The following is a 21536-nucleotide window of genomic DNA, read 5'->3' as shown; positions in this document are numbered from 1 at the left end:
TTGCCGTAAACCCGGGAAAATCCGGGGTTTGCGCTATAAGAAGTTGTCGCTTGGCGGCAAGGCCGGGCTGAAAACTGTCCTTACAATCCTCACCAAGCTCGCCAGTTTCAGGCGAGTGTTTTCTCTTCAGGAGACTCCGATGTCCGTTGAGCACGCTGCGGTACAACGCGCCGATTTCGATCAGGTAATGGTTCCCAACTATGCGCCTGCCGCATTCATTCCTGTGCGTGGCGCCGGTTCCCGCGTCTGGGACCAGTCCGGTCGCGAGCTGATCGACTTCGCCGGCGGGATTGCCGTTAACGTATTGGGCCACGCGCATCCGGCGCTGGTCAGTGCCTTGACCGAGCAGGCGAACAAGCTGTGGCACGTGTCCAACGTGTTCACCAATGAGCCGGCCCTGCGCCTGGCGCATAAGTTGGTCGACGCCACCTTTGCCGACCGCGCCTTCTTCTGCAACTCCGGCGCCGAAGCCAACGAGGCCGCTTTCAAGCTGGCCCGTCGCGTCGGCTTCGACCGTTTCGGCAGCGAGAAGTACGAAATCATCGCCGCGCTCAACAGCTTCCACGGCCGTACCCTGTTCACCGTGAACGTCGGTGGCCAGTCGAAGTACTCCGATGGCTTCGGTCCGAAAATCACCGGCATCACCCACGTGCCGTACAACGATCTGGCCGCACTGAAAGCCGCCATTTCCGACAAGACTTGCGCTGTGGTCCTGGAACCGATCCAGGGCGAAAGTGGTGTCATCCCGGCCGAACTCGAATACCTGCAAGGTGCCCGCGAACTGTGCACCGCGCACAACGCATTGCTGATCTTCGACGAAGTGCAAACCGGTATGGGCCGTACTGGCCATCTGTTCGCCTACCAGCATTACGGTGTGATTCCGGACATCCTGACCAGCGCCAAGAGCCTGGGCGGTGGTTTCCCGATCGCCGCCATGCTGACCACCGAAGACCTGGCCAAGCACCTGGTCGTCGGCACCCACGGCACCACCTACGGCGGCAACCCGCTGGCGTGCGCTGTCGCGGAAGCTGTAATCGACGTGATCAACACCCCTGAAGTGCTGGCCGGCGTCAACGCCAAGCACGACAAGTTCAAGGCGCGCCTTGAGCAGATCGGCGAAAAATACGGCCTGTTCACCAAGGTCCGTGGCATGGGCCTGCTGATCGGCTGCGTGTTGAGCGATGCCTGGAAAGGCAAGGCCAAGGACATCTTCAACGCCGCTGAAAAAGAAGGCCTGATGGTCTTGCAAGCCGGCCCGGACGTGGTGCGTTTCGCCCCGAGCCTGGTGGTGGAAGACGCCGATATCGATGCCGGTCTGGACCGCTTCGAACGTGCCGCAGCAAAACTGACGCAAGCCTGATAGACCCTTCGACGCCTGAGTTTTCGGGCGTCGAACCCAATTTTTATGCCGGCCCCGCTTTTCTGTAGGAGCGAGCCTGCTCGCGATGGGGTGTCAGTCGACACCGATGTGGCTGACCCACCATCGCGAGCAAGCTCGCTCCTACAACGGGCCCGGCTTATTTTCCCCGAAGAGTTTTGAAAAGGAGTGACACCATGCTGGTGATGCGCCCCGCGCAAATGGCTGATCTGGGCGAGGTACAGCGTCTGGCTGCGGACAGCCCGATTGGTGTCACTTCCTTGCCGGATGACGTTGAACGCCTGAGCGACAAGATCGCGGCAAGCGAAGCTTCGTTCGCCGCCGAAGTGAGTTTCAACGGTGAGGAAAGCTATTTCTTCGTCCTCGAAGACTCTGCCACCGGCAAGCTGGTCGGTTGCTCGGCCATCGTGGCATCGGCCGGTTATTCCGAGCCGTTCTACAGTTTCCGCAACGAAACGTTCGTGCACGCTTCGCGTGAGCTGAAGATTCACAACAAGATCCACGTGCTCTCGCAGTGCCATGACCTGACCGGCAACAGCTTGCTGACCAGCTTCTACGTGCAGCGCGATCTGGTGGGTTCGCCGTGGTCGGAACTCAACTCCCGTGGCCGTTTGCTGTTCGTGGCCAGCCATCCGGAGCGTTTTGCCGATTCCGTGGTGACCGAGATCGTCGGTTACAGCGATGAAAACGGCGACTCGCCATTCTGGGATGCCATCGGGCGCAACTTTTTCGACCTCAACTACGCTGAAGCCGAGCGTCTGTGCGGCCTGAAGAGCCGTACGTTCCTCGCCGAACTGATGCCGCATTACCCGATCTACGTGCCCCTGCTGCCGGACTCCGCGCAAGAGGCGATGGGCCAGGTGCACCCGCGGGCGCAGATCACCTTCGACATCCTGATGCGCGAAGGCTTCGAGACCGATCACTACATCGACATTTTCGACGGCGGCCCGACCCTGCATGCCCGTGTCTCGGGGATCCGTTCGATCGCCCAGAGCCGTGTGGTGCCGGTGAAAATCGGCGAGCCGGTCAAAGGTGTCGGTCGCCAGTACCTGGTGGCCAATGCCCAGTTGCAGGATTACCGCGCTGTGATGCTCGAGCTCGATTACGCGCCGGGCAAACCGGTGACCCTGGATCTGGAAGCGGCCGAAGCCCTGGGCGTCGGTGAAGGTGCCAGCGTGCGCCTGGTGGCGGTTTAACACCTGCTTTAAAGAATGCTTAGAAAGCAGCGAGTTTCACGGGTGGCGCAAGCGGCCCGTTTGAGGAGATAGCATGATCGTTCGTCCCGTACGCAGCAGCGATTTACCCGCTCTGATCGACCTGGCCCGCAGCACCGGCACCGGCCTGACCACCTTGCCGGCCAACGAAGAACGTCTGGCCCATCGGGTCGGCTGGGCCGAGAAGACCTTTCGCGGCGAAGCCGGGCGGGGCGACGCGGACTACCTGTTCGTGCTCGAAGATGACAACGCTCGCGTGGTGGGTATTTCCGCCATTGCCGGCGCCGTCGGCCTGCGTGAGCCCTGGTACAACTTCCGGGTCGGTCTGACCGTTAGCGCCTCCCAGGAATTGAACATCTATCGTGAAATCCCGACGCTGTTCCTGGCCAACGACCTGACCGGTAACTCGGAGCTGTGCTCGCTGTTCCTGCACGCCGATTACCGCAGCGGCCTCAACGGTCGCATGCTGTCCAAGGCGCGAATGCTGTTTATCGCCGAATTCCCGCAACTGTTCGGTAACAAGATCATTGCCGAAATGCGCGGTGTTTCCGATGAAGCCGGGCGTTCGCCCTTCTGGGAAAGCCTGGGGCGACACTTCTTCAAGATGGAATTCAGCCAGGCCGATTACCTGACTGGCGTGGGCAACAAGGCGTTCATCGCCGAACTGATGCCGAAATTCCCGCTGTACACCTGCTTCCTGTCGCCGGATGCGCGCAACGTGATCGGTCAGGTTCACCCGGACACCGAGCCGGCGCTGGCCATGCTCAAGAGCGAAGGTTTCAGCTACCAGGGCTACGTCGACATTTTCGACGCAGGTCCTGCGATCGAGTGCGAAACCGGCAAGATCCGCGCAGTGCGCGACAGCCAGGCGCTGGTGCTGGCCGTTGGTACGCCGGGTGACGATGCCACGCCATTCATCATTCACAACCGCAAGCGCGAAGACTGCCGCATCACTGCTGCGCCGGCACGTCTGGCCGCCGGCACCCTGGTGGTCGATCCGCTGACCGCCAAACGTCTTCAACTCAACGCAGGCGATCAAGTGCGCGCCGTGGCGTTGTCCGCAGCTCGGGAGTCGAAATAATGAAGTCGCTTTACATTGCAGGTGAATGGCTGGCAGGTCAGGGCGAAGCCTTCGAGTCGCTGAACCCGGTGACCCAGCAGGTGTTGTGGTCCGGCGTCGGTGCCACCGCCGCTCAGGTCGAATCGGCTGTGCAAGCTGCGCGTCAGGCGTTCCCGGGCTGGGCGCGGCGTACCCTGGAAGAGCGTATCTCGGTGCTGGAAGCCTTTGCTGCTGCGCTGAAAAACCATGCGGACGAACTGGCCCGCACCATTGGCGAGGAAACCGGCAAACCCCTGTGGGAAGCCGCGACCGAAGTCACCAGCATGGTCAACAAGATTGCCATCTCGGTGCAGAGCTACCGCGAACGTACCGGCGAGAAGAGCGGCCCGCTGGGCGATGCCACCGCTGTGCTGCGCCACAAGCCCCACGGTGTGGTGGCGGTGTTCGGTCCTTACAACTTCCCGGGTCACCTGCCGAACGGCCACATCGTGCCGGCACTGCTGGCGGGTAACAGCGTGCTGTTCAAGCCAAGCGAGCTGACGCCGAAAGTGGCCGAACTGACGGTCAAGTGCTGGATTGAAGCCGGTCTGCCGGCCGGCGTATTGAACCTGCTGCAAGGCGCTCGCGAAACCGGCATCGCTCTGGCGGCGAACCCGGGCATCGACGGTCTGTTCTTCACCGGTTCCAGCCGTACCGGCAATCACCTGCACCAGCAATTCGCCGGTCGTCCGGACAAGATCCTGGCGCTGGAAATGGGCGGTAACAACCCGCTGGTGGTCGATCAGGTCGCCGACCTCGATGCCGCGGTGTACACCATCATCCAGTCGGCCTTCATCTCTGCCGGCCAGCGTTGCACCTGTGCCCGGCGCCTGCTGGTGCCGCAAGGCGCCTGGGGCGACACGTTGCTGGCGCGCCTGGTGGCGGTCAGCGCGACCATCGAAGTCGGTGCCTTTGATCAGCAACCAGCGCCGTTCATGGGCTCGGTGGTATCCCTTGGCGCGGCTAAAGCACTGATGGATGCGCAGGAACACCTGCTGGCCAATGGCGCCGTGGCGCTGCTGGAAATGACTCAGCCGCAGGCCCGGTCGGCCTTGCTGACCCCGGGCATCCTGGATGTGAGCGCCGTCGCCGATCGTCCTGACGAAGAGCTGTTCGGCCCGTTGCTACAAGTGATCCGCTACGCTGATTTTGAAGCGGCGATCGCTGAAGCCAACGACACCGCGTACGGCTTGGCCGCTGGTCTGCTGTCGGACTCCGAAGCGCGCTACCAGCAGTTCTGGCTGGAAAGCCGCGCCGGTATCGTCAACTGGAACAAGCAGCTGACGGGTGCTGCAAGCAGCGCGCCATTCGGCGGCGTCGGCGCCTCGGGCAACCACCGCGCCAGCGCCTACTACGCGGCGGACTACTGCGCGTACCCGGTGGCCTCGCTGGAAACGCCGAGCCTGGTGATGCCTGCGGCACTCACGCCTGGCGTGAAAATGGCGTAGCGCCCATTCGCGGGCAAGCCCGCTCCCGCAGTGGTTGAGTGGAACACAAGATGTGTGAACACCACCGAACCTGTGGGAGCGGGCTTGCCCGCGAAGGCCGCGCCTCGGTCTCAAATCTAGTTACTGAAGCCTATAACAACAGATTCTCGTGGAGCCTCGCTGATGAAATCCTATGAAGTCAATTTTGACGGTCTAGTGGGGCCGACCCATAACTACGGTGGCCTGTCCTACGGCAACGTCGCGTCCCAGAGCAACAGCCAGCAGTCTTCCAACCCCAAGGAAGCGGCGCTGCAAGGCCTGGCGAAGATGAAAGCGCTGATGGAAATGGGTTTCCAGCAAGGCGTGCTGGCACCGCAAGAGCGCCCGGATGTGGCCGCGCTGCGTCGCCTGGGCTTTGGCGGCACCGATGCGCAGGTGATCGAGCGCGCTGCCAAAGAGGCAATGCCGTTGCTGGTGGCCAGTTGCTCGGCCTCGAGCATGTGGGTGGCCAACGCCGCCACGGTCAGCCCGAGCGCCGACACCGCTGACGGTCGCGTGCATTTCACCGCTGCCAATCTCAACTGCAAATATCACCGCAGCATCGAACACCCGACCACCAGCCGCGTGCTGGGGGCGATGTTCGCTGACCAGAAACACTTCGCTCATCATGCTGCCTTGCCAGCCGTGGCGCAGTTCGGTGATGAAGGCGCGGCCAACCACACGCGTTTCTGCCGTGAATACGGCAAAGCCGGCGTCGAGTTCTTCGTATTCGGTCGCAGCGCATTCGACACCCGCTACCCGGCACCGCAGAAGTACCCGGCACGCCAGACCCTCGAAGCGTCCCAGGCCGTTGCCCGCTTGCACGGCTTGAGTGATGACGGCGTGGTCTATGCCCAGCAGAACCCGTCGGTGATCGATCAGGGCGTGTTCCACAACGACGTGATCGCGGTCGGCAACGGCGAAGTACTGTTCTATCACGAGGACGCGTTCCTCGAGACTGAGCAGATGCTGGCTGAGCTGCAGAGCAAACTCGCCAAAGTCGGTGGGAAGTTTCAGTCGGTCTGTGTACCGCGTTCCGCAGTAAGCGTGGAAGACGCGGTTCGTTCCTACCTGTTCAATAGCCAACTGCTGTCGCGTCCTGACGGCTCCATGCTCTTGATCGTGCCGGAAGAATGCCGTGGCAACGAGCGTGTCTGGCAGTACCTGCAGGGTTTGACCAGCTCCGGCGGCCTGATCCGCGAAGTGAAAGTCTTCGATCTCAAGCAGAGTATGCAGAACGGCGGTGGCCCGGCTTGCCTGCGGTTGCGCGTCGCACTCAACGAAACCGAGCTGGCGGCCGTCAATCAAGGGGTTATCATGACGGCGCCGTTGTACGGCACACTGACCGAATGGGTCGAGAAGCACTACCGCGACCGCATGACCGAAAACGATCTGGCGGACCCGCAATTGCTGCTTGAGTGCCGGACGGCACTGGATGAACTGACGCAAATCCTTAAACTGGGCGCGGTTTATCCATTCCAGATCAATTGATCGACGGCGCGCCGCCCTCTACGGCAGCGCGCTGCTTCATCTCAAACGAGAGCGTAAAGACATGAGCGATACCCTGCAGCTGATCCTTGAAGACACCGACGGCACGCAACTGGAGACGTCCTGCACCCGCGTCGCGGTCATGTGGCAAGGCAAAGAGCTGTGGATCCAGCAGGATGGCCGCGGTCAGTTGCTGATCGGCGTGGACGTCGAAGAGGGCGACGCCGAATACGCCAACCTGCTGTTGCGCCCATTGGCGACTAATCTGGTAAGTCTGCAACTGGAGATGGAACCGGCTGACCTCACCGACGACGAGGAACACGTTCACGGCCCGGATTGCAACCACGACCACTAAGGAAACCGTTCTATGCTCGCCCTCGGCAAACTGCTTGAACTGACCCTCGCCGGCCGCGAACCGGCGGAGAAGACTCAACTGACTGTCGAAGGCGTGCGCATGCGCTGGTTGAGCGAAGGTGCGCTGGAAGTCCGGCCACCTGAAGCGCGTGACAACGGCCTGGACCTGCTGCTGTCGGCGGGGATCCATGGCAACGAAACAGCGCCGATCGAGCTGCTCGATCGCCTGTTGCACGACATTGCCCGCGGCGACCTGAAGCCGCGCGCACGTATTCTGTTCCTGTTCGGCAACCCCGAAGCGATTCGCAAAGGCGAGCGTTTTATCGAGCAGGACGTCAATCGACTGTTCAACGGTCGTCACGAACAAAGCAGCGGTTCCGAAGCCTTGCGTGCTTGTGAACTGGAACGGCTGGCGGCGAGTTTCTTCAGCCTGCCGGACCGTCAGCGCCTGCATTACGACCTGCACACGGCCATTCGTGGCTCGAAAATCGAGCAATTCGCCTTGTACCCGTGGAAGGAAGGCCGCCAGCATTCGCGCCTGGAACTGGCTCGCCTGCGTGCCGCCGGCATGGAAGCGGTGCTGCTGCAGAACAAGCCGTCCATCGTGTTCAGCGCCTACACCTACGACAAGCTCGGTGCCGAGGCCTTCACCCTGGAGCTTGGCAAGGCGCGGCCGTTCGGGCAGAACGCCGGGGTCAATGTCTCGCTGCTGGAGAGGAGCCTCAAGCAGATCATCGAAGGCACCGAGCCGGAACTGACTGGAGAGGCACTGGACGGTTTGCAGCTGTACAGCGTGGCACGGGAAATCATCAAGCACAGCGACAGCTTCCGCCTGAACCTGCCGGCGGACATCGAGAACTTTTCGGAGCTGGAAGTGGGTTACCTGCTGGCGGAAGACATCGCCAACACCCGCTGGATCATCGAAGAAGAGGGCGCCCGGATCATCTTCCCGAACCCCAAGGTGAAGAATGGTTTGCGTGCCGGCATCCTGATCGTGCCGACTACCGACGAAAACCTGGCCTGACAAACCCCTCTAACCTCTGTAGGAGCGAGCTTGCTCGCGATGAACCCGAAAACGCCGCGGGGTGCCAGGCTTCCCGCGTTATCGTTGACGACTATCGCGAGCAAGCTCGCTCCTACAGTGGGGGGCTGTGTTTAGACCGCCACTGCACGCGGCTCGCTACGACGCAGGCTACGGATCTTCAGCAGCGTATCCGCACACGTCTTCGCCGCTTCCTGGCCTTTATGCACGAAATGCTCGAAGAAGAACTTCTGGTGCTCTTCGCCGGCATGGAAGTGGTGCGGGGTCAGTGACACCGAGAACACCGGCACTTCGGTTTCCAGTTGAACCTGCATCAGGCCGCTGACCACCGACTGGGCGACGAATTCGTGACGGTAGATGCCGCCGTCCACCACCAGGGCTGCCGCGACGATACCGGCATAACGACCGGTCTTGGCCAGCAACTTGGCGTGCAGGGGCATTTCAAAGGCACCGCCGACTTCGAAGAAGTCGATGTCGGATTCCTGATAACCCTGGGCAATCATTTCGGCGACAAAGCCTTTACGGCTCTGATCGACGATTTCCTTGTGCCAGCAGGCCTGGATGAACGCAACGCGCTCGCCCTGATGGTGTTTGCTTTTGCTGTCGATTGCGGTGGGTTGCATGTTCTGACTCCTGTTTGTGTGAAAAACAGGGCGTTATGAATCGAAGGGGATTTGAGGGTACGCGCATGCACGAATGCCTGCGGACGGCCCTTTGCTGTCAATCCCGTTCTCTCTTCATCCGGACTATGACCGTCGGCCCCGGGATCACACCGGGTCTGCTGACCTTGCCGCCAGGCACCGCCGAAGCCGTGCTGTCACCAAGCGCTCGCGGGCTATGCGCATTGCGCGCAATTACCGCCGGTGGGGAGTTGCACCCCGCCCTGAGAACGTTTTTGCCGCCGGAATGTTTGGCGGCGCAGCGTTTTTATCACATATTTCCAGTATGCGCATGGCCCCTTTTGGATGATTGTCATCGACTTTTCCGTTGGTTTAATCGGCCTTTTCCTGCGCAAGGGTTGATTAATCGTCGTCATGCCCGCAGTAATTCCTTCATGAAAGGGATTTCCCCTGCTTACCGAGGCCAGATTCATGAGTGTTATCGATCTTCGCAGCGACACCGTCACCCAACCCTCCGCCGGCATGCTCGACGCGATGGCCAAGGCCGCCACCGGTGATGACGTGTATGGCGAAGACCCGACGGTCAATCATCTGGAGGCTGATCTGGCCAAGCGCCTGGGTTTCGCCGCGGCGCTGTTCGTGCCGACGGGCACCATGAGCAACCTGTTGGGTTTGATGGCCCACTGCGAACGCGGTGACGAGTACATCGTTGGCCAGCAGGCTCACACTTATAAGTACGAAGGTGGCGGCGCAGCGGTGCTCGGTTCGATCCAGCCGCAGCCGCTGGAAGTACAGGCCGATGGTTCGCTGGATCTGGCGCAGGTCGCTGCTGCCATCAAACCGGATGATTTCCATTTCGCCCGCACCCGTTTGCTGGCGCTGGAAAACACCATGCAAGGCAAAGTCCTGCCGCTGGAATACCTGGCCCGGGCGCGCAGTTTTACCCGCGAACATGGCTTGCAACTGCACCTGGACGGCGCACGCCTGTACAACGCAGCAGTGAAGCTGGGTGTCGATGCCTGGGAAGTTACCCAACATTTCGATTCCGTCTCGGTGTGCCTGTCCAAAGGGCTGGGAGCACCGGTCGGTTCGGTGCTGTGCGGCTCGGCCGAGCTGATCGGCAAGGCCCGGCGCTTGCGCAAGATGGTCGGCGGTGGCATGCGTCAGGCCGGGATTCTCGCGGCGGCAGGCCTGTATGCACTGGATCACAACGTAGAGCGCCTGGCCGATGACCATGCCAATGCACAATTACTGGCCGAAGGCCTGCGTGCGGCGGGCTTCGAGGTCGAGCCGGTACAGACCAACATGGTTTACGTGCAGATGGGCGACAAGGCTGAGGCCATCAAGGCCTTTGCCGCCGAGCGCGGGATCAAGCTCAGTGCCGCCGCGCGTCTGCGCATGGTCACGCACATGGACGTCAGCCGGGCGCAAATCGAGCAAGTCGTCGCGACATTCGTCGACTTTTCTGGCAAGTGACGGCGTTAACCGTCTAAATGAGTGTTTGCAACGTACAAACACACTGTACCTAGTCACTAACGCCGATATAATGCGGCCCTTTGCCGTCGCTTCGTCTGTTGACGTTTCGAACAGGCCTTTGGCCGCAGTCTCCGTGGAAGAACCTAATGAAAAGCGCAGAAATCCGTGAAGCCTTCCTTCGCTTCTTCGAAGAGCAAGGCCACACCCGTGTAGCCTCCAGCTCTTTGATTCCGGGCAACGACCCAACCCTGCTGTTCACCAACGCGGGGATGAACCAGTTCAAGGACTGCTTCCTGGGCCAGGAAAAGCGCGCGTACACCCGCGCGGTCAGCAGCCAGAAATGCGTGCGCGCCGGCGGCAAGCACAACGACTTGGAAAACGTCGGTTATACCGCCCGTCACCACACCTTCTTCGAAATGCTGGGTAACTTCAGCTTCGGCGATTATTTCAAGCGTGATGCCATCAGCTACGCCTGGAACTTCCTGACTTCCGACAAGTGGCTGAACCTGCCGAAGGAAAAGCTCTGGGTCACTGTTTACGCCAGCGATGACGAGGCGTACGACATCTGGACCAAGGAAATCGGGGTTCCGGCCGAGCGTATGGTGCGCATCGGCGACAACAAGGGCGCGCCTTACGCCTCCGACAACTTCTGGACCATGGGCGATACCGGCCCGTGCGGTCCTTGCACCGAGATCTTCTATGATCACGGCGCCGACATCTGGGGTGGCCCACCGGGCTCGCCGGAAGAAGACGGCGACCGTTACATCGAAATCTGGAACAACGTGTTCATGCAGTTCAACCGCACCGCCGATGGCGTGTTGCATCCACTGCCAGCGCCGTCGGTCGACACCGGCATGGGCCTGGAGCGGATCAGTGCCGTGCTGCAGCACGTTCACTCGAACTATGAAATCGACCTGTTCCAGAGCCTGCTGAAAGCTTCGGCCAAGGCCATCGGTTGCACCAACGATGCCCAGGCTTCGCTGAAAGTGGTGGCCGACCACATCCGTTCCTGCGGTTTCCTGATCGCCGACGGCGTGCTGCCATCCAACGAAGGCCGCGGCTACGTGCTGCGCCGGATCATCCGTCGCGCCTGCCGTCACGGCAACAAGCTGGGCGCCAAGGGCAGCTTCTTCTACCAGATCGTTGCGGCCCTGGTTGCCGAGATGGGCGAAGCCTTCCCAGAGCTGAAATCCCAGCAGGCGCACATCGAGCGCGTGCTGAAAGCCGAAGAAGAACAGTTCGCCAAGACCCTGGAGCAGGGCCTGAAGATCCTCGAGCAGGATCTGGCTGAACTCAAAGGCGACGTGGTGCCGGGCGACGTGGTGTTCAAGCTCTACGATACCTACGGCTTCCCGATGGACCTGACCGGCGACATCGCTCGCGAGCGCAGCCTGACCATTGATGAAGAAGGTTTCGAGCGTGAAATGGAAGCCCAGCGCGTCCGTGCCCGCTCCGCCAGTTCCTTCGGCATGGACTACAACAGCCTGGTCAAGGTCGATGTGGACACCGAATTCACCGGTTACACCGCTCACAGCGGTTCCGCCAAGATCGTTGCGCTCTATAAAGACGGGCAATCGGTTGACGTACTGAGCGAAGGCGAAGAGGGCGTGATCGTCCTCGATAAGACGCCGTTTTATGCGGAGTCCGGTGGCCAGATTGGTGATTGCGGTTTCCTCCAGGCTGGCGCTGCACGTTTCGACGTGCGCGACACCACCAAGACCGGTGGTGCGTTCCTGCACCACGGCGTGCTGGATTCGGGCAGCCTGATCGTAGGTACTCCGGTGGAGACTCATGTCGACGCCGAAGTGCGTCACGCGACTTCGCTGAATCACTCGGCGACTCACTTGCTGCACGCTGCATTGCGCCAGGTACTGGGCGACCACGTCCAGCAGAAAGGTTCGTTGGTCGACAGTCAGCGCCTGCGCTTCGACTTCAGCCACTTTGAAGCGATCAAGCCTGAGCAACTCAAAGCGCTGGAAGACATCGTCAACGCCGAGATTCGCAAGAACTCCGAAGTTGAAACCGAAGAAACCGATATTGACACCGCCAAGAAGAAAGGCGCGATGGCGCTGTTCGGCGAGAAATACGGCGACAACGTGCGTGTACTGAGCATGGGTGACTTCTCCGTCGAGCTGTGCGGCGGTATCCACGCCAACCGTACCGGCGACATCGGCCTGCTGAAAATCATCAGTGAAGGCGGTGTTGCATCGGGTGTGCGTCGTATTGAAGCCGTCACCGGTGCGCAAGCGTTGGCCTACTTGAATGCGGCCGAAGAACAACTCAAGGAAGCGGCCAGCCTGGTCAAGGGCAGCCGCGACAACCTGATCGACAAGCTGTCGGCTGTGCTGGAGCGCAACCGTCTGCTGGAGAAGCAACTCGAGCAGTTGCAAGCCAAGGCTGCCAGTGCCGCAGGCGACGATCTGTCGGCCCAGGCGCTGGACGTCAAGGACGTGAAAGTGCTGGCCGTGCGTCTGGACGGTCAGGATGGCAAGGCGCTGCTGGCGCTGGTCGATCAACTGAAAAACAAACTCGGCCGCGCAGTGATCCTGCTCGGCAGTGTCCATGAGGAAAAGGTCGTTCTGGTTGCAGGCGTAACCAAAGACCTGACTGGCCAACTCAAAGCCGGTGATTTGATGAAGCAAGCCGCTGCGGCAGTGGGCGGGAAGGGCGGTGGTCGTCCAGACATGGCGCAAGGCGGCGGTACCGACGCTGGCGCACTGGATGCGGCACTGGCCCTGACCGTTCCGTTTGTAGAGCAGGGTCTATAAGGCAGTACTTGCGGCTCGTAGTCTAGTGGCGGGCCGCAACGCTGTTTGAGTGATTATTTGGGCGCCCTTCATGGGCAGAGGCGGCTTTGAAATGGCTTTGATCGTACAGAAATTTGGAGGCACCTCGGTCGGCACTGTCGAGAGAATCGAGCAGGTCGCCGACAAGGTTAAGAAATTCCGCGATGCCGGCGATGACCTGGTGGTTGTGCTGTCTGCAATGAGCGGCGAAACCAACCGTCTGATCGATCTGGCCAAGCAAATCAGTGGCAACGGTCAACCGGTTCCGCGCGAGCTGGACGTGATCGTCTCCACCGGTGAGCAGGTGACGATTGCCCTGTTGGCCATGGCGCTGATCAAGCGTGGCGTGCCGGCGGTGTCGTACACCGGCAACCAGGTGCGGATTCTGACGGATAGCGCGCACAATAAAGCGCGTATCTTGCAGATTGATGACCAGAAGATTCGCGGTGACCTGAAGGCAGGTCGTGTGGTGGTTGTCGCCGGTTTCCAGGGCGTCGACGAACACGGCAACATCACCACTCTCGGTCGTGGCGGTTCCGACACCACCGGCGTGGCGCTGGCGGCGGCCCTGAAGGCTGACGAATGCCAGATCTACACCGACGTCGACGGCGTCTACACCACCGACCCGCGTGTGGTGTCCGTGGCTCAGCGCCTGGACAAGATCACCTTCGAAGAGATGCTGGAAATGGCCAGCCTCGGTTCCAAGGTGCTGCAGATCCGCGCGGTCGAGTTCGCCGGCAAGTACAACGTTCCGCTGCGCGTACTGCACAGCTTCAAGGAGGGTCCGGGCACCCTCATTACTATTGATGAAGAGGAAACCATGGAACAGCCGATCATTTCCGGTATCGCTTTCAACCGCGATGAAGCCAAGCTGACCATCCGTGGCGTGCCAGACATCCCGGGCGTTGCATTCAAGATTCTCGGCCCGATCAGTGCCGCGAACATCGAAGTCGACATGATCGTGCAGAACGTTGCGCACGATAACACCACCGACTTCACCTTCACCGTGCACCGCAACGACTACCAGGCGGCGCAAGCCGTGCTGGAAAAAACCGCTGGCGAGCTGGGTGCCCGTGAGGTCGTGGGCGACACCAAGATCGCCAAGGTGTCGATCGTTGGCGTTGGCATGCGTTCTCACGCAGGTGTGGCCAGCCGCATGTTCGAATCCCTGGCCAAGGAAAGCATCAACATCCAGATGATCTCGACTTCGGAAATCAAAGTCTCCGTAGTGATCGAAGAGAAGTACCTGGAACTGGCTGTGCGCGCTCTGCACACGGCTTTCGAACTGGACGCGCCGGCCCGCCAGGGCGAGTGATGCGTTTGCCAAAAGGCGCGGTCTGACCGCGCCTTTTGTTTTTTTGAATGGCGGGGCTCCCGAGCCTGTTCTTTTGCTCGCGCTAGTCAATACTCAGGCATGTAGGGCTGCGACCGCTCCGGTTGTGGGTCGAGTGCCTTTTTTTTGCAGACTGTTGTCCCTGAAATGAAATGCGTGAGGAGAAAGGTATGCTGATTCTGACTCGTCGGTGCGCAGAAAGCCTGATTATCGGTGATGGCGAAATCACCGTGACCGTGCTCGGCGTCAAAGGAAATCAAGTGCGCATCGGTGTTAATGCTCCCAAAGAGGTGGCTGTTCACCGGGAAGAAATTTACCTGCGTATCAAGAAAGAGAAGGACGAAGAACCAAGCCATTAATTTTTATCGTTTTTTATGTTTGCAAACGGGGAAGAAGCTGGTTAATATACGCCCCGTGTTGCGGAGAGCTGGCCGAGTGGCCGAAGGCGCTCCCCTGCTAAGGGAGTACACCTCAAAAGGGTGTCGGGGGTTCGAATCCCCCGTTCTCCGCCATTATTTGCGTAGTACGTTGTAATCTGGCTTTTTCGGTAAGTTGTTGAAATTACTAGAAAAAGTGTTTGACATAGAGATTAGACGGCCTATAATGCGCGGCAACAAATGCACTCGTAGCTCAGCTGGATAGAGTACTCGGCTACGAACCGAGCGGTCACAGGTTCGAATCCTGTCGAGTGCACCATTTAAGAGTTAGTTGCAGCAATGTAAGTAACTTGGCTCCAACCAGTTGTGGTCTGGTCTAAAAACACAAAATGCACTCGTAGCTCAGCTGGATAGAGTACTCGGCTACGAACCGAGCGGTCACAGGTTCGAATCCTGTCGAGTGCACCATACAACAGAAAGCCCGCATTTAATGCGGGCTTTTTGCCGTCCGGGATTTGGCTTTTCCTTTCGCGCATCCCCTCTCGTCGAACTCCACCTGTGCGCTGCGACCTCGCAGGGTGTTGTAACGATAGCTCGTGGCTGAATTGCGAATACTGATCTTGTCTGGCTTGCCGAGGGCACTTTCGACGTCTTGCTGGCTCATGCCGGCGAGTACTCGCTGATTGATGATTGCTTCCCGGCGCTCCCTGGCACTGATCAGGTTTCCACATTTGTCCTGCGTCTGGCCGACCACGGTCGGCTCTCTCCTTTTGATTTTCGTGCCTGATGTTTCACTGGGTCCGGCTTCCGGCATAAGCGCCATCGTGCTGCCAGGTGTAAAGGTACGGACATCCTGAAGTGAAACGTTTTCTCCTGCGGCACAGCTCAGCGTGGTGAAGGTGATGCGCCCATTGGCCCCCTCGCAGCGGTGAACGGTGGTGGCGAGCGCCAGGGGCAGGGGGCTGAGCAGGCTGAGCAGTAAAAGGAGTGGTGGAATTGATGGCATCAGGCGTCCTCCATGACGTTGCTTTTCAAGGGTAGCGGCTACAATTTTCGAAGGGGGGTGTGTTTTCTTTTCAGAATGCGTCGTCGCATTTTCATGGATCAGGACGATGCTCAAGTTTGTTGTGCAAGCGCTTGTTTCAGCCAAGATTTTTTAACGTTTAAAACCGTCAGGCGGTGTATCATTGCGCCCGTCAGCCCCGCCGGGGCTTGTGGAATATCTCCATGGACTTACCCAGTAGTTACTCAGTACCCCGTTTTACCAATCATGAATTGACTGATTGATCCTTCCGGCGTGCCCCGCTGCTGGGAGTGGAGTTCGCCTATGTCCGAAGTTGAAGTAAAGAAAACGCAGGAAAGCTTGCAGGATCGCCTGGCTCAGGTGGTTGAGTTGCTGCAGCGCCAGCGAGTAGTAGAAGACCTGACTCACCGCCAGGAAGGCCCGCATCATGACCGGGTCGAGAACCTGGTCCACCGGCAGAACCTTGTCGAGTTGCAACGCAAGCTCGATGACCTGCACTCCGCCGACGTCGCCTACATCCTTGAAGCCTTGCCGCTGGACGATCGTCTGACGCTCTGGCAACTGGTCAAGGCCGATCGCGACGGCGACATCCTTCTCGAAGTATCCGATTCGGTCCGTGAATCGCTGATCGCCGACATGGACGATCACGAGCTCCTGGCAGCGGCCAAGGACATGGATGCCGACGAACTCGCTGACCTGGCCTCCGAGCTGCCGCGAGACGTCGTCCATGAGCTCATGGAGACCCTCGATCAGCAACAACGCGAGCGCGTGCGTTCGGCACTGTCCTACGATGAGGAACAGGTCGGTGCGTTGATGGACTTCGAGATGGTGACCATCCGCGAGGATGTCAGCCTTGAAGTGGTCTTGCGTTATCTGCGCCGTCTCAAGGAGTTGCCGGGCCATACCGACAAACTGTTCGTGGTCGATTACGACGGCGTCCTCAAGGGCGTGTTGCCGATCAAGCGTTTGCTGGTCAACGACCCGGACAAACAGGTTGCCGAGGTGATGGCCAGCGACCCGGTGAGTTTCCACCCGGACGAAGACGCCTACGATGCCGCCCAGGCGTTCGAGCGTTACGACTTGATCTCCGCCCCCGTGGTCGACAAGAACGGCAAGCTGATCGGTCGTCTGACCATCGATGAAATGGTCGACCTGATCCGTGAAGAGAGCGAAAGCGAAGTTCTCAACATGGCGGGTCTGCGTGAAGAAGAGGACATTTTTGCGTCGGTCTGGAAATCCCTGCGTAACCGTTGGGCCTGGTTGGCGATCAACCTGATTACCGCGTTCGTGGCTTCCCGGGTCATCGGTTTGTTTGAAGGTTCGATCGAGAAGCTTGTGGCGCTTGCGGCTTTGATGCCGATCGTGGCGGGAATCGGTGGTAACTCGGGCAACCAGACCATCACCATGATTGTTCGGGCCATGGCGCTGGACCAGGTGAGCACCGGCAATACCTCGCGCCTGATGCGCAAAGAGTTGGCGGTAGCGCTGATCAACGGCGTGATCTGGGGCGGGGTGATCGGTGTGGTTGCCTACCTGCTGTATGGCAGTTGGTCATTGGGCGTGGTGATGACCGCCGCGATGACGCTCAACCTGTTGCTGGCAGCATTGATGGGGGTCTTGATTCCGATGACCCTGGCGAAGATGGGGCGCGATCCGGCAATGGGTGCCAGTGTGATGATCACGGCCATGACCGACAGCGGAGGCTTTTTCATCTTCCTCGGGCTGGCGACAATTTTCCTGCTCTGATGCCCAACTCACTGAAAACCCGCCTTCTGGCGGGTTTTTTGTGCCCGGATTTCAGGCAAAAAAAAGGTTCTTCAGGCAATCCCGGGAAACTGTAGGAGCCAGCCTGCTGGCGATGGACTCAAGTGCGCCGCGTTCATCCAGTTCATACGCGTTATCGTTAACGACCATCGCCAGCAAGCTGGCTCCTGCAAGGGGCCGTGCCCATGCTTAAACCAGTGAAATAATCAAAAAAAAAGCCAGCGATCAGGCTGGCTTGAGCTTTCTGGCTGAATCAGGACGCGTCAGCGGCCATTTCAGCGTCATGAGCGATCAGCGAAACCAGGGCATTCTGCTGTCGATGGGAGAGTTGGCGGAAGCGTTGCAGCAGCTCCCGTTCGTGCAAGGAAAGCTCCGGGCTGTCCAAGCGCATGCTCAACTCTTCTCCCAGTGCGCCTTCCTGAATGAGACTCTGCTCAAGGCGCGCAATGATTTCGGAGTTCATGCTGCGATGATGATTGCGAGCCACCTCGGCAATGCGTTCACGCATTCCGTCTGGCAGACGTACGACGAACTTGTCAGCCGTACGGCTGGAATAAATTGCCTGTTTCAATGGGCGCATATATTTAACCGGTTAGTTCAGGGGAGCGGTTTTCGGGATTGGCCGCAGGATGTCTGGTAGGACAAGCGCTCTGACCAAATGTTCAACCTGAATTGATAGAGGCGCGCATCATGCCTCAAGCAAGCCAGATCCTTGGCGTCAATTCTGTGACAAATATTGAACTGTATAAAGGCTTTCTGCCAGCACCAATTATCAGAAATGCAGACTGGTTTGAAAAGTTCGACCGGGCCGTATCGCTTGGCGCTTTCTCCGCCCGACGAAGGTTTCTGATGGGCAGCAAAAGCGGACTCGATCCCTGTTCCTTGCTTTTTACAGAATAGTGGCAAATGGCCGATTTACTAGGGGAGGTCGTATAGAGGGGGGGAATTCAGGATGGATGGCAGAGCCTTGCGCCAGATCTGCCATACCCGGATTAACGCAGCACCGGATCAAATTTGATCTTGCGCCCGGCTATCAATGCGAGCACGAACAGCGCGGTGAATACACCACAGGCGATCAAGGGGAGGGTGACGATCATGTCCTGGGTCAATGACAGATGAAAAATGCCACTCAACAAGGCGAGGATGAAGAAACTCGCGGCTGATCTGGACATGCAGTGCTCCTGGTGGGGGTCATTCAAAATATCAAGCGTTCGGCAGACAGAGCCGGCACCAGGATGTTTTCCTGGCTGACAAAGCCGTGCTGGTCGCTCATCACTGCCAGTTGTGGCGCCTTCTGCAACTGAAGGTAATGCGGCATTCGCTGGGCAACCTGCGTGGCACCGCTCTCGGGGGTAAAGTAAAAACCCGGCAAAACCGTCAGGGCGATTGCAATCGAGAGTAAAAGGGCGCTGTTCATGGCGCGGGCCTCGGTTGTTCTGTGAGAACAGTAGAAGCAGCTCGCATGCCAGAGTCTATCGGCAATTAAATTCTTTAAAAACAATGAATTAAGTTATTTTTGGTAAAGCTCCATATTGCATTTTGCAATGATGGCTTTTTGCACTGATGCAATTTGCACGGTAAACAAGTCCGCGCCCGGCCAAGGCGACTGCCTACACTTAAAAAGCCATACGGACGACATGACAAAAGCCAGCCCGGCCGTTAACATGCACGCCGTCCATCGCACCGCGTTCTGTCGCGGTCAACTTGTGTCTCAGTAGCTCAATTGGATAGAGCATCCCCCTCCTAAGGGGAAGGTTGGCAGTTCGAACCTGCCCTGGGACACCATATTTCGCAGATCCCCCCTGTTTCAACGCTTCATTTTCACGACTTGTAGACAAAGTTCGACAAACTCAGGTGCCTGGGATTTATCGAATCCATCAACTCTACTTTCGCGACTTTCCGTCTCCCCTCCAAATAGTCTGAAACTCCCAGCCCGCCTGGGAGTATCGGCCGATGTGCATCCTCCGGTGCCTGTTCATAGTTGTGACCTATAGAACCGAAAATGGTCCAAGGTCGACCCCCGATGACTGGACCCGCTCAGGAGACAGTCATGACTATGCGCAAGAAATCCTCATCGCCAACGAGTGACCTGACCAACAACGCCGATGGCCATCTATCACCCGTCAGTCACGACTGGACTTTTACCTATGTGAGCGATCCACCCCGTCCATACACTCCGTTCGTCACCACCGACCTTAAAGACTACGCCCCCGGCAGCACCGCCATCGTCACGGCCAGCGGTTTCGCCGCCGGCAGCACCGTGACGCTCGAAGTGGACCACGCCATCGGTGCCGGCGCGGATGGTGTGTGGGGTACGTCCGACGACGTGCTCGATACCAACACCGGCGAGGGGCATGAGCCCTGGTCCGTGACCGACGGCGGCGCTGGCGATCTCGACGGCCAGGTCAACGGCAGCGTCACTACCTCCTGGTACGTGAATCCCGACGACTCGGCAGGCGCAACGTTTCTGCTCACCGCGGCCTCTGCGGGTGCCGATGGTGTACTCGGCACCGGTGACGACGCCGTGGCGACAATGTCGTTTACGGACAGCGTTTTGGGCGTCGTGGCGACCGGCGAGGACGTTACGCTGGATGAAACGGCCGGGTTGCAGAACAGCACTGCCACTCCAGGCCCTGCGGGGGACGCTGACGACAACGACATTCTGGTGGCGTCCCTGCCCTCGATCTTCTCTACCCGTTTGACTGCACTGGGGGCCGGTACCGCAACGGGTGCCGCCTTGAGCGGCTATACCGGTGCCGTGGGCAACACCGGCAGCAATGCATTCACCATCACCGCTGACCCCGGAGCAAGCATTACCGATATCAGCTTCGTCGGTGTCTCTGGCGCACCGCTCAATGGCGTGGACAGCGGACTGGTTACCCTCGATGGCACCAGCATCCTTCTCTATACGGATACGAACAACAACATCGTCGTGGGCCGAGCCGGAAGCACAACCGGTGCGATCGTGTTCGCTGCCTATATTGAAGAAACCGGATCTCCGGTCACGGGCGGCAAGATCTGGACCGTGGAGTACCAACCGCTCAAGCATCCCGATATGACGAACGCCGATGATTCGCTCAATCTGCTGAACAAGGTTTTCATCGGAGCCAGTCAGGACATGGAATTCAGTCTGGCCAATGCGCCCTCCGGTCAGAACCTCTTCCTGATGTTCACGAAGGCGAACCCGACTGTTGTCAACGACGGTGGTGTGTTGCGGATCACGGATCCCACGATTATCGCCACCGGCAAGGACCCCGCTGATCAGTCAAGCGGCGCCAATATAACGACGGGCGACACGATCAATACCAGCCAGGCGGGGGGGCCGACCACCTTCGGCACCAACAATCAGATGATTGTGGAGCAAGAGGGCATCCGCTTTTCGTTCGTCACGGGTGCCAGGCAGAATGTGACCATTCCCAACCTGGACCAGAACGAAGCTGATGTTGAATCCAACGTCGATTTTACCGGCGTATTCAATGCGAAATCGGCCAGTTTCGATGTCGTGCAGTTGCAAAGCGGCAAGAGTGCGGTGGTAAGAATCAGTGCATTCAGCACCGCTGCTGAGCCTGGCGCGAATTTCATCAATGGGTATGCGAATGATGCGTCGGTATCCATCACCAATGTTCGTGTCTTCAACAGTACCGGGCAGGTGATCGAGAATTCAAACGGCTCGGTGAATGATCCGGCCATCACCATCAGCTTTGCAGCAGGGGTTGCAACAATCATCGGCGTTAAAGCCGGCTACCAGATTGAATACACCACAACGTCGGACCACAACCGGGTGCTCGTCGAGAACGGGGCGGCCGTCACTGCCAAGGGCAATGAGCACGCCGACTTTGATATCGGTGGTTTCACGCTGGTCCAGGCCTCTATTTCGAAAACCGAAATCGGCTCCAAGATCATCTTCGACGACGACGGGCCGAGCATCAGCACTACCGGCACGGAGCCGACGCTGACGGTGGACGAGACGGTACTGGCGACCAACGCGACCCAGAGCTTTGCCGCCAACGTCAACTCGGCGTTTGGCGCCGATGGTGCCGGCACCCTGACCTATGCGCTGGGCGTGGTGGCGGGAGCTTCCGGGCTGACGGATACGGCCTCGGGCGAGGCGGTGA

20 protein-coding genes, 4 tRNA genes and 1 riboswitch are annotated in these 21536 nt (G+C 59.2%); of the genes, 18 read left to right on the top strand and 6 right to left on the bottom strand.

Annotation, left to right across the window (positions count from 1 at the left end; all coding sequences use genetic code 11):
* Window positions 1-139 precede the first annotated feature (139 nt).
* The 7 genes from PMI29_RS01325 (at window position 140) to astE (ending at window position 8023) form a co-directional block, all read left to right on the top strand.
* Window positions 140-1360, top strand: coding sequence for an aspartate aminotransferase family protein (locus tag PMI29_RS01325; RefSeq protein WP_008004227.1), 1221 nt, complete (start codon window positions 140-142; stop codon window positions 1358-1360).
* Window positions 1361-1554: 194 nt separating this feature from the next.
* Window positions 1555-2574: an arginine/ornithine succinyltransferase subunit alpha gene (gene aruF / locus PMI29_RS01330; RefSeq protein WP_007971023.1), complete on the top strand. Its 1020-nt coding sequence runs from the start codon at window positions 1555-1557 to the stop codon at window positions 2572-2574.
* A gap of 73 nt (window positions 2575-2647) precedes the next feature.
* On the top strand, window positions 2648-3673 hold the full coding sequence (astA, locus tag PMI29_RS01335) for an arginine N-succinyltransferase (protein WP_008004226.1): 1026 nt from the start codon (window positions 2648-2650) through the stop codon (window positions 3671-3673).
* Window positions 3670-5139, top strand: a complete 1470-nt coding sequence (astD, locus tag PMI29_RS01340) for a succinylglutamate-semialdehyde dehydrogenase (protein ID WP_177323288.1) — start codon at window positions 3670-3672, stop codon at window positions 5137-5139. The genes astA and astD overlap by 4 nt, the downstream gene beginning before the upstream one ends.
* A gap of 162 nt (window positions 5140-5301) precedes the next feature.
* A complete protein-coding gene (astB, locus tag PMI29_RS01345; protein WP_008004224.1) occupies window positions 5302-6648 on the top strand; it encodes an N-succinylarginine dihydrolase in 1347 nt (448 codons plus the stop codon).
* A gap of 61 nt (window positions 6649-6709) precedes the next feature.
* The gene (locus PMI29_RS01350; RefSeq protein WP_007992779.1) at window positions 6710-7000 is read left to right on the top strand and encodes a hypothetical protein; all 291 of its coding nucleotides are present in this window, start codon (window positions 6710-6712) and stop codon (window positions 6998-7000) included.
* A 12-nt stretch (window positions 7001-7012) separates the two neighbouring features.
* The gene (gene astE, locus PMI29_RS01355) at window positions 7013-8023 is read left to right on the top strand and encodes a succinylglutamate desuccinylase (protein ID WP_008004223.1); all 1011 of its coding nucleotides are present in this window, start codon (window positions 7013-7015) and stop codon (window positions 8021-8023) included.
* Window positions 8024-8154: 131 nt separating this feature from the next.
* Here the strand turns inward: astE and PMI29_RS01360 are convergent, their stop codons facing one another.
* Window positions 8155-8664, bottom strand: coding sequence for a 6,7-dimethyl-8-ribityllumazine synthase (locus PMI29_RS01360; RefSeq protein ID WP_008004222.1), 510 nt, complete (start codon window positions 8662-8664; stop codon window positions 8155-8157).
* A 101-nt stretch (window positions 8665-8765) separates the two neighbouring features.
* A riboswitch (FMN riboswitch) is annotated at window positions 8766-8936 on the bottom strand.
* Between the two features lie 196 nt (window positions 8937-9132).
* Between PMI29_RS01360 and ltaE the strand changes: the two genes are divergently transcribed.
* The 7 genes from ltaE to PMI29_RS01395 all read left to right on the top strand — a co-directional run bounded on the left by ltaE (window position 9133) and on the right by PMI29_RS01395 (window position 15101).
* Window positions 9133-10137, top strand: coding sequence for a low-specificity L-threonine aldolase (gene ltaE / locus PMI29_RS01365; RefSeq protein WP_008004221.1), 1005 nt, complete (start codon window positions 9133-9135; stop codon window positions 10135-10137).
* A gap of 146 nt (window positions 10138-10283) precedes the next feature.
* Window positions 10284-12905 (top strand): alanine--tRNA ligase, encoded by a 2622-nt coding sequence (alaS, locus tag PMI29_RS01370; RefSeq protein WP_008004220.1) that lies wholly within the window; start codon window positions 10284-10286, stop codon window positions 12903-12905.
* Between the two features lie 91 nt (window positions 12906-12996).
* Window positions 12997-14238 carry an aspartate kinase gene (locus PMI29_RS01375; protein ID WP_008004219.1) on the top strand — a complete coding sequence of 414 codons (1242 nt, stop codon included), beginning with the start codon at window positions 12997-12999 and terminating at the stop codon, window positions 14236-14238.
* Window positions 14239-14426: 188 nt separating this feature from the next.
* Window positions 14427-14615 carry a carbon storage regulator CsrA gene (gene csrA / locus PMI29_RS01380; protein WP_002554426.1) on the top strand — a complete coding sequence of 63 codons (189 nt, stop codon included), beginning with the start codon at window positions 14427-14429 and terminating at the stop codon, window positions 14613-14615.
* Window positions 14616-14677: 62 nt separating this feature from the next.
* Window positions 14678-14768 (top strand) — tRNA-Ser (locus PMI29_RS01385).
* A 107-nt stretch (window positions 14769-14875) separates the two neighbouring features.
* Window positions 14876-14952 (top strand) — tRNA-Arg (locus PMI29_RS01390).
* Between the two features lie 72 nt (window positions 14953-15024).
* Window positions 15025-15101 (top strand) — tRNA-Arg (locus tag PMI29_RS01395).
* A 19-nt stretch (window positions 15102-15120) separates the two neighbouring features.
* Here PMI29_RS01395 and PMI29_RS01400 read toward each other — a convergent pair.
* Window positions 15121-15639, bottom strand: coding sequence for a hypothetical protein (locus PMI29_RS01400; RefSeq protein WP_008004217.1), 519 nt, complete (start codon window positions 15637-15639; stop codon window positions 15121-15123).
* A gap of 321 nt (window positions 15640-15960) precedes the next feature.
* Here PMI29_RS01400 and mgtE point away from each other — a divergent pair, with 321 nt between their 5' ends.
* Window positions 15961-17403: a magnesium transporter gene (mgtE, locus tag PMI29_RS01405; protein WP_008004215.1), complete on the top strand. Its 1443-nt coding sequence runs from the start codon at window positions 15961-15963 to the stop codon at window positions 17401-17403.
* Window positions 17404-17454: 51 nt separating this feature from the next.
* Here mgtE and PMI29_RS32880 read toward each other — a convergent pair whose 3' ends face one another.
* Together PMI29_RS32880 and PMI29_RS01410 are read right to left on the bottom strand one after the other, a co-directional pair.
* The gene (locus PMI29_RS32880; protein ID WP_274517879.1) at window positions 17455-17580 is read right to left on the bottom strand and encodes a hypothetical protein; all 126 of its coding nucleotides are present in this window, start codon (window positions 17578-17580) and stop codon (window positions 17455-17457) included.
* A gap of 94 nt (window positions 17581-17674) precedes the next feature.
* On the bottom strand, window positions 17675-18001 hold the full coding sequence (locus PMI29_RS01410) for an Arc family DNA-binding protein (protein WP_003178899.1): 327 nt from the start codon (window positions 17999-18001) through the stop codon (window positions 17675-17677).
* 110 nt (window positions 18002-18111) lie between these two features.
* On the opposite strand from PMI29_RS01410, the gene PMI29_RS31610 reads away from it, so the two are divergent.
* Window positions 18112-18321 (top strand): hypothetical protein, encoded by a 210-nt coding sequence (locus PMI29_RS31610; protein WP_008004213.1) that lies wholly within the window; start codon window positions 18112-18114, stop codon window positions 18319-18321.
* Between the two features lie 92 nt (window positions 18322-18413).
* Here PMI29_RS31610 and PMI29_RS01415 read toward each other — a convergent pair whose 3' ends face one another.
* Entirely contained in the window at window positions 18414-18593 is a 180-nt protein-coding gene (locus PMI29_RS01415; protein WP_008004211.1) for a PA3371 family protein, read from the bottom strand.
* Between the two features lie 23 nt (window positions 18594-18616).
* Window positions 18617-18838 carry a hypothetical protein gene (locus tag PMI29_RS01420; protein WP_008004209.1) on the bottom strand — a complete coding sequence of 74 codons (222 nt, stop codon included), beginning with the start codon at window positions 18836-18838 and terminating at the stop codon, window positions 18617-18619.
* 291 nt (window positions 18839-19129) lie between these two features.
* Here PMI29_RS01420 and PMI29_RS01425 point away from each other — a divergent pair.
* Together PMI29_RS01425 and PMI29_RS01430 are read left to right on the top strand one after the other, a co-directional pair.
* Window positions 19130-19206 (top strand) — tRNA-Arg (locus tag PMI29_RS01425).
* 748 nt (window positions 19207-19954) lie between these two features.
* The coding region (locus tag PMI29_RS01430) for a DUF5801 repeats-in-toxin domain-containing protein (protein ID WP_238541704.1) at window positions 19955-21536 on the top strand (1582 nt) is incomplete at its 3' end.

This window comes from Pseudomonas sp. GM49 (assembly GCF_000282355.1).
Classification (GTDB): domain Bacteria; phylum Pseudomonadota; class Gammaproteobacteria; order Pseudomonadales; family Pseudomonadaceae; genus Aquipseudomonas.
The sequence above is the reverse complement of the archived record's forward strand: the minus strand, read 5'-3'. Positions and strand labels throughout refer to the sequence as shown.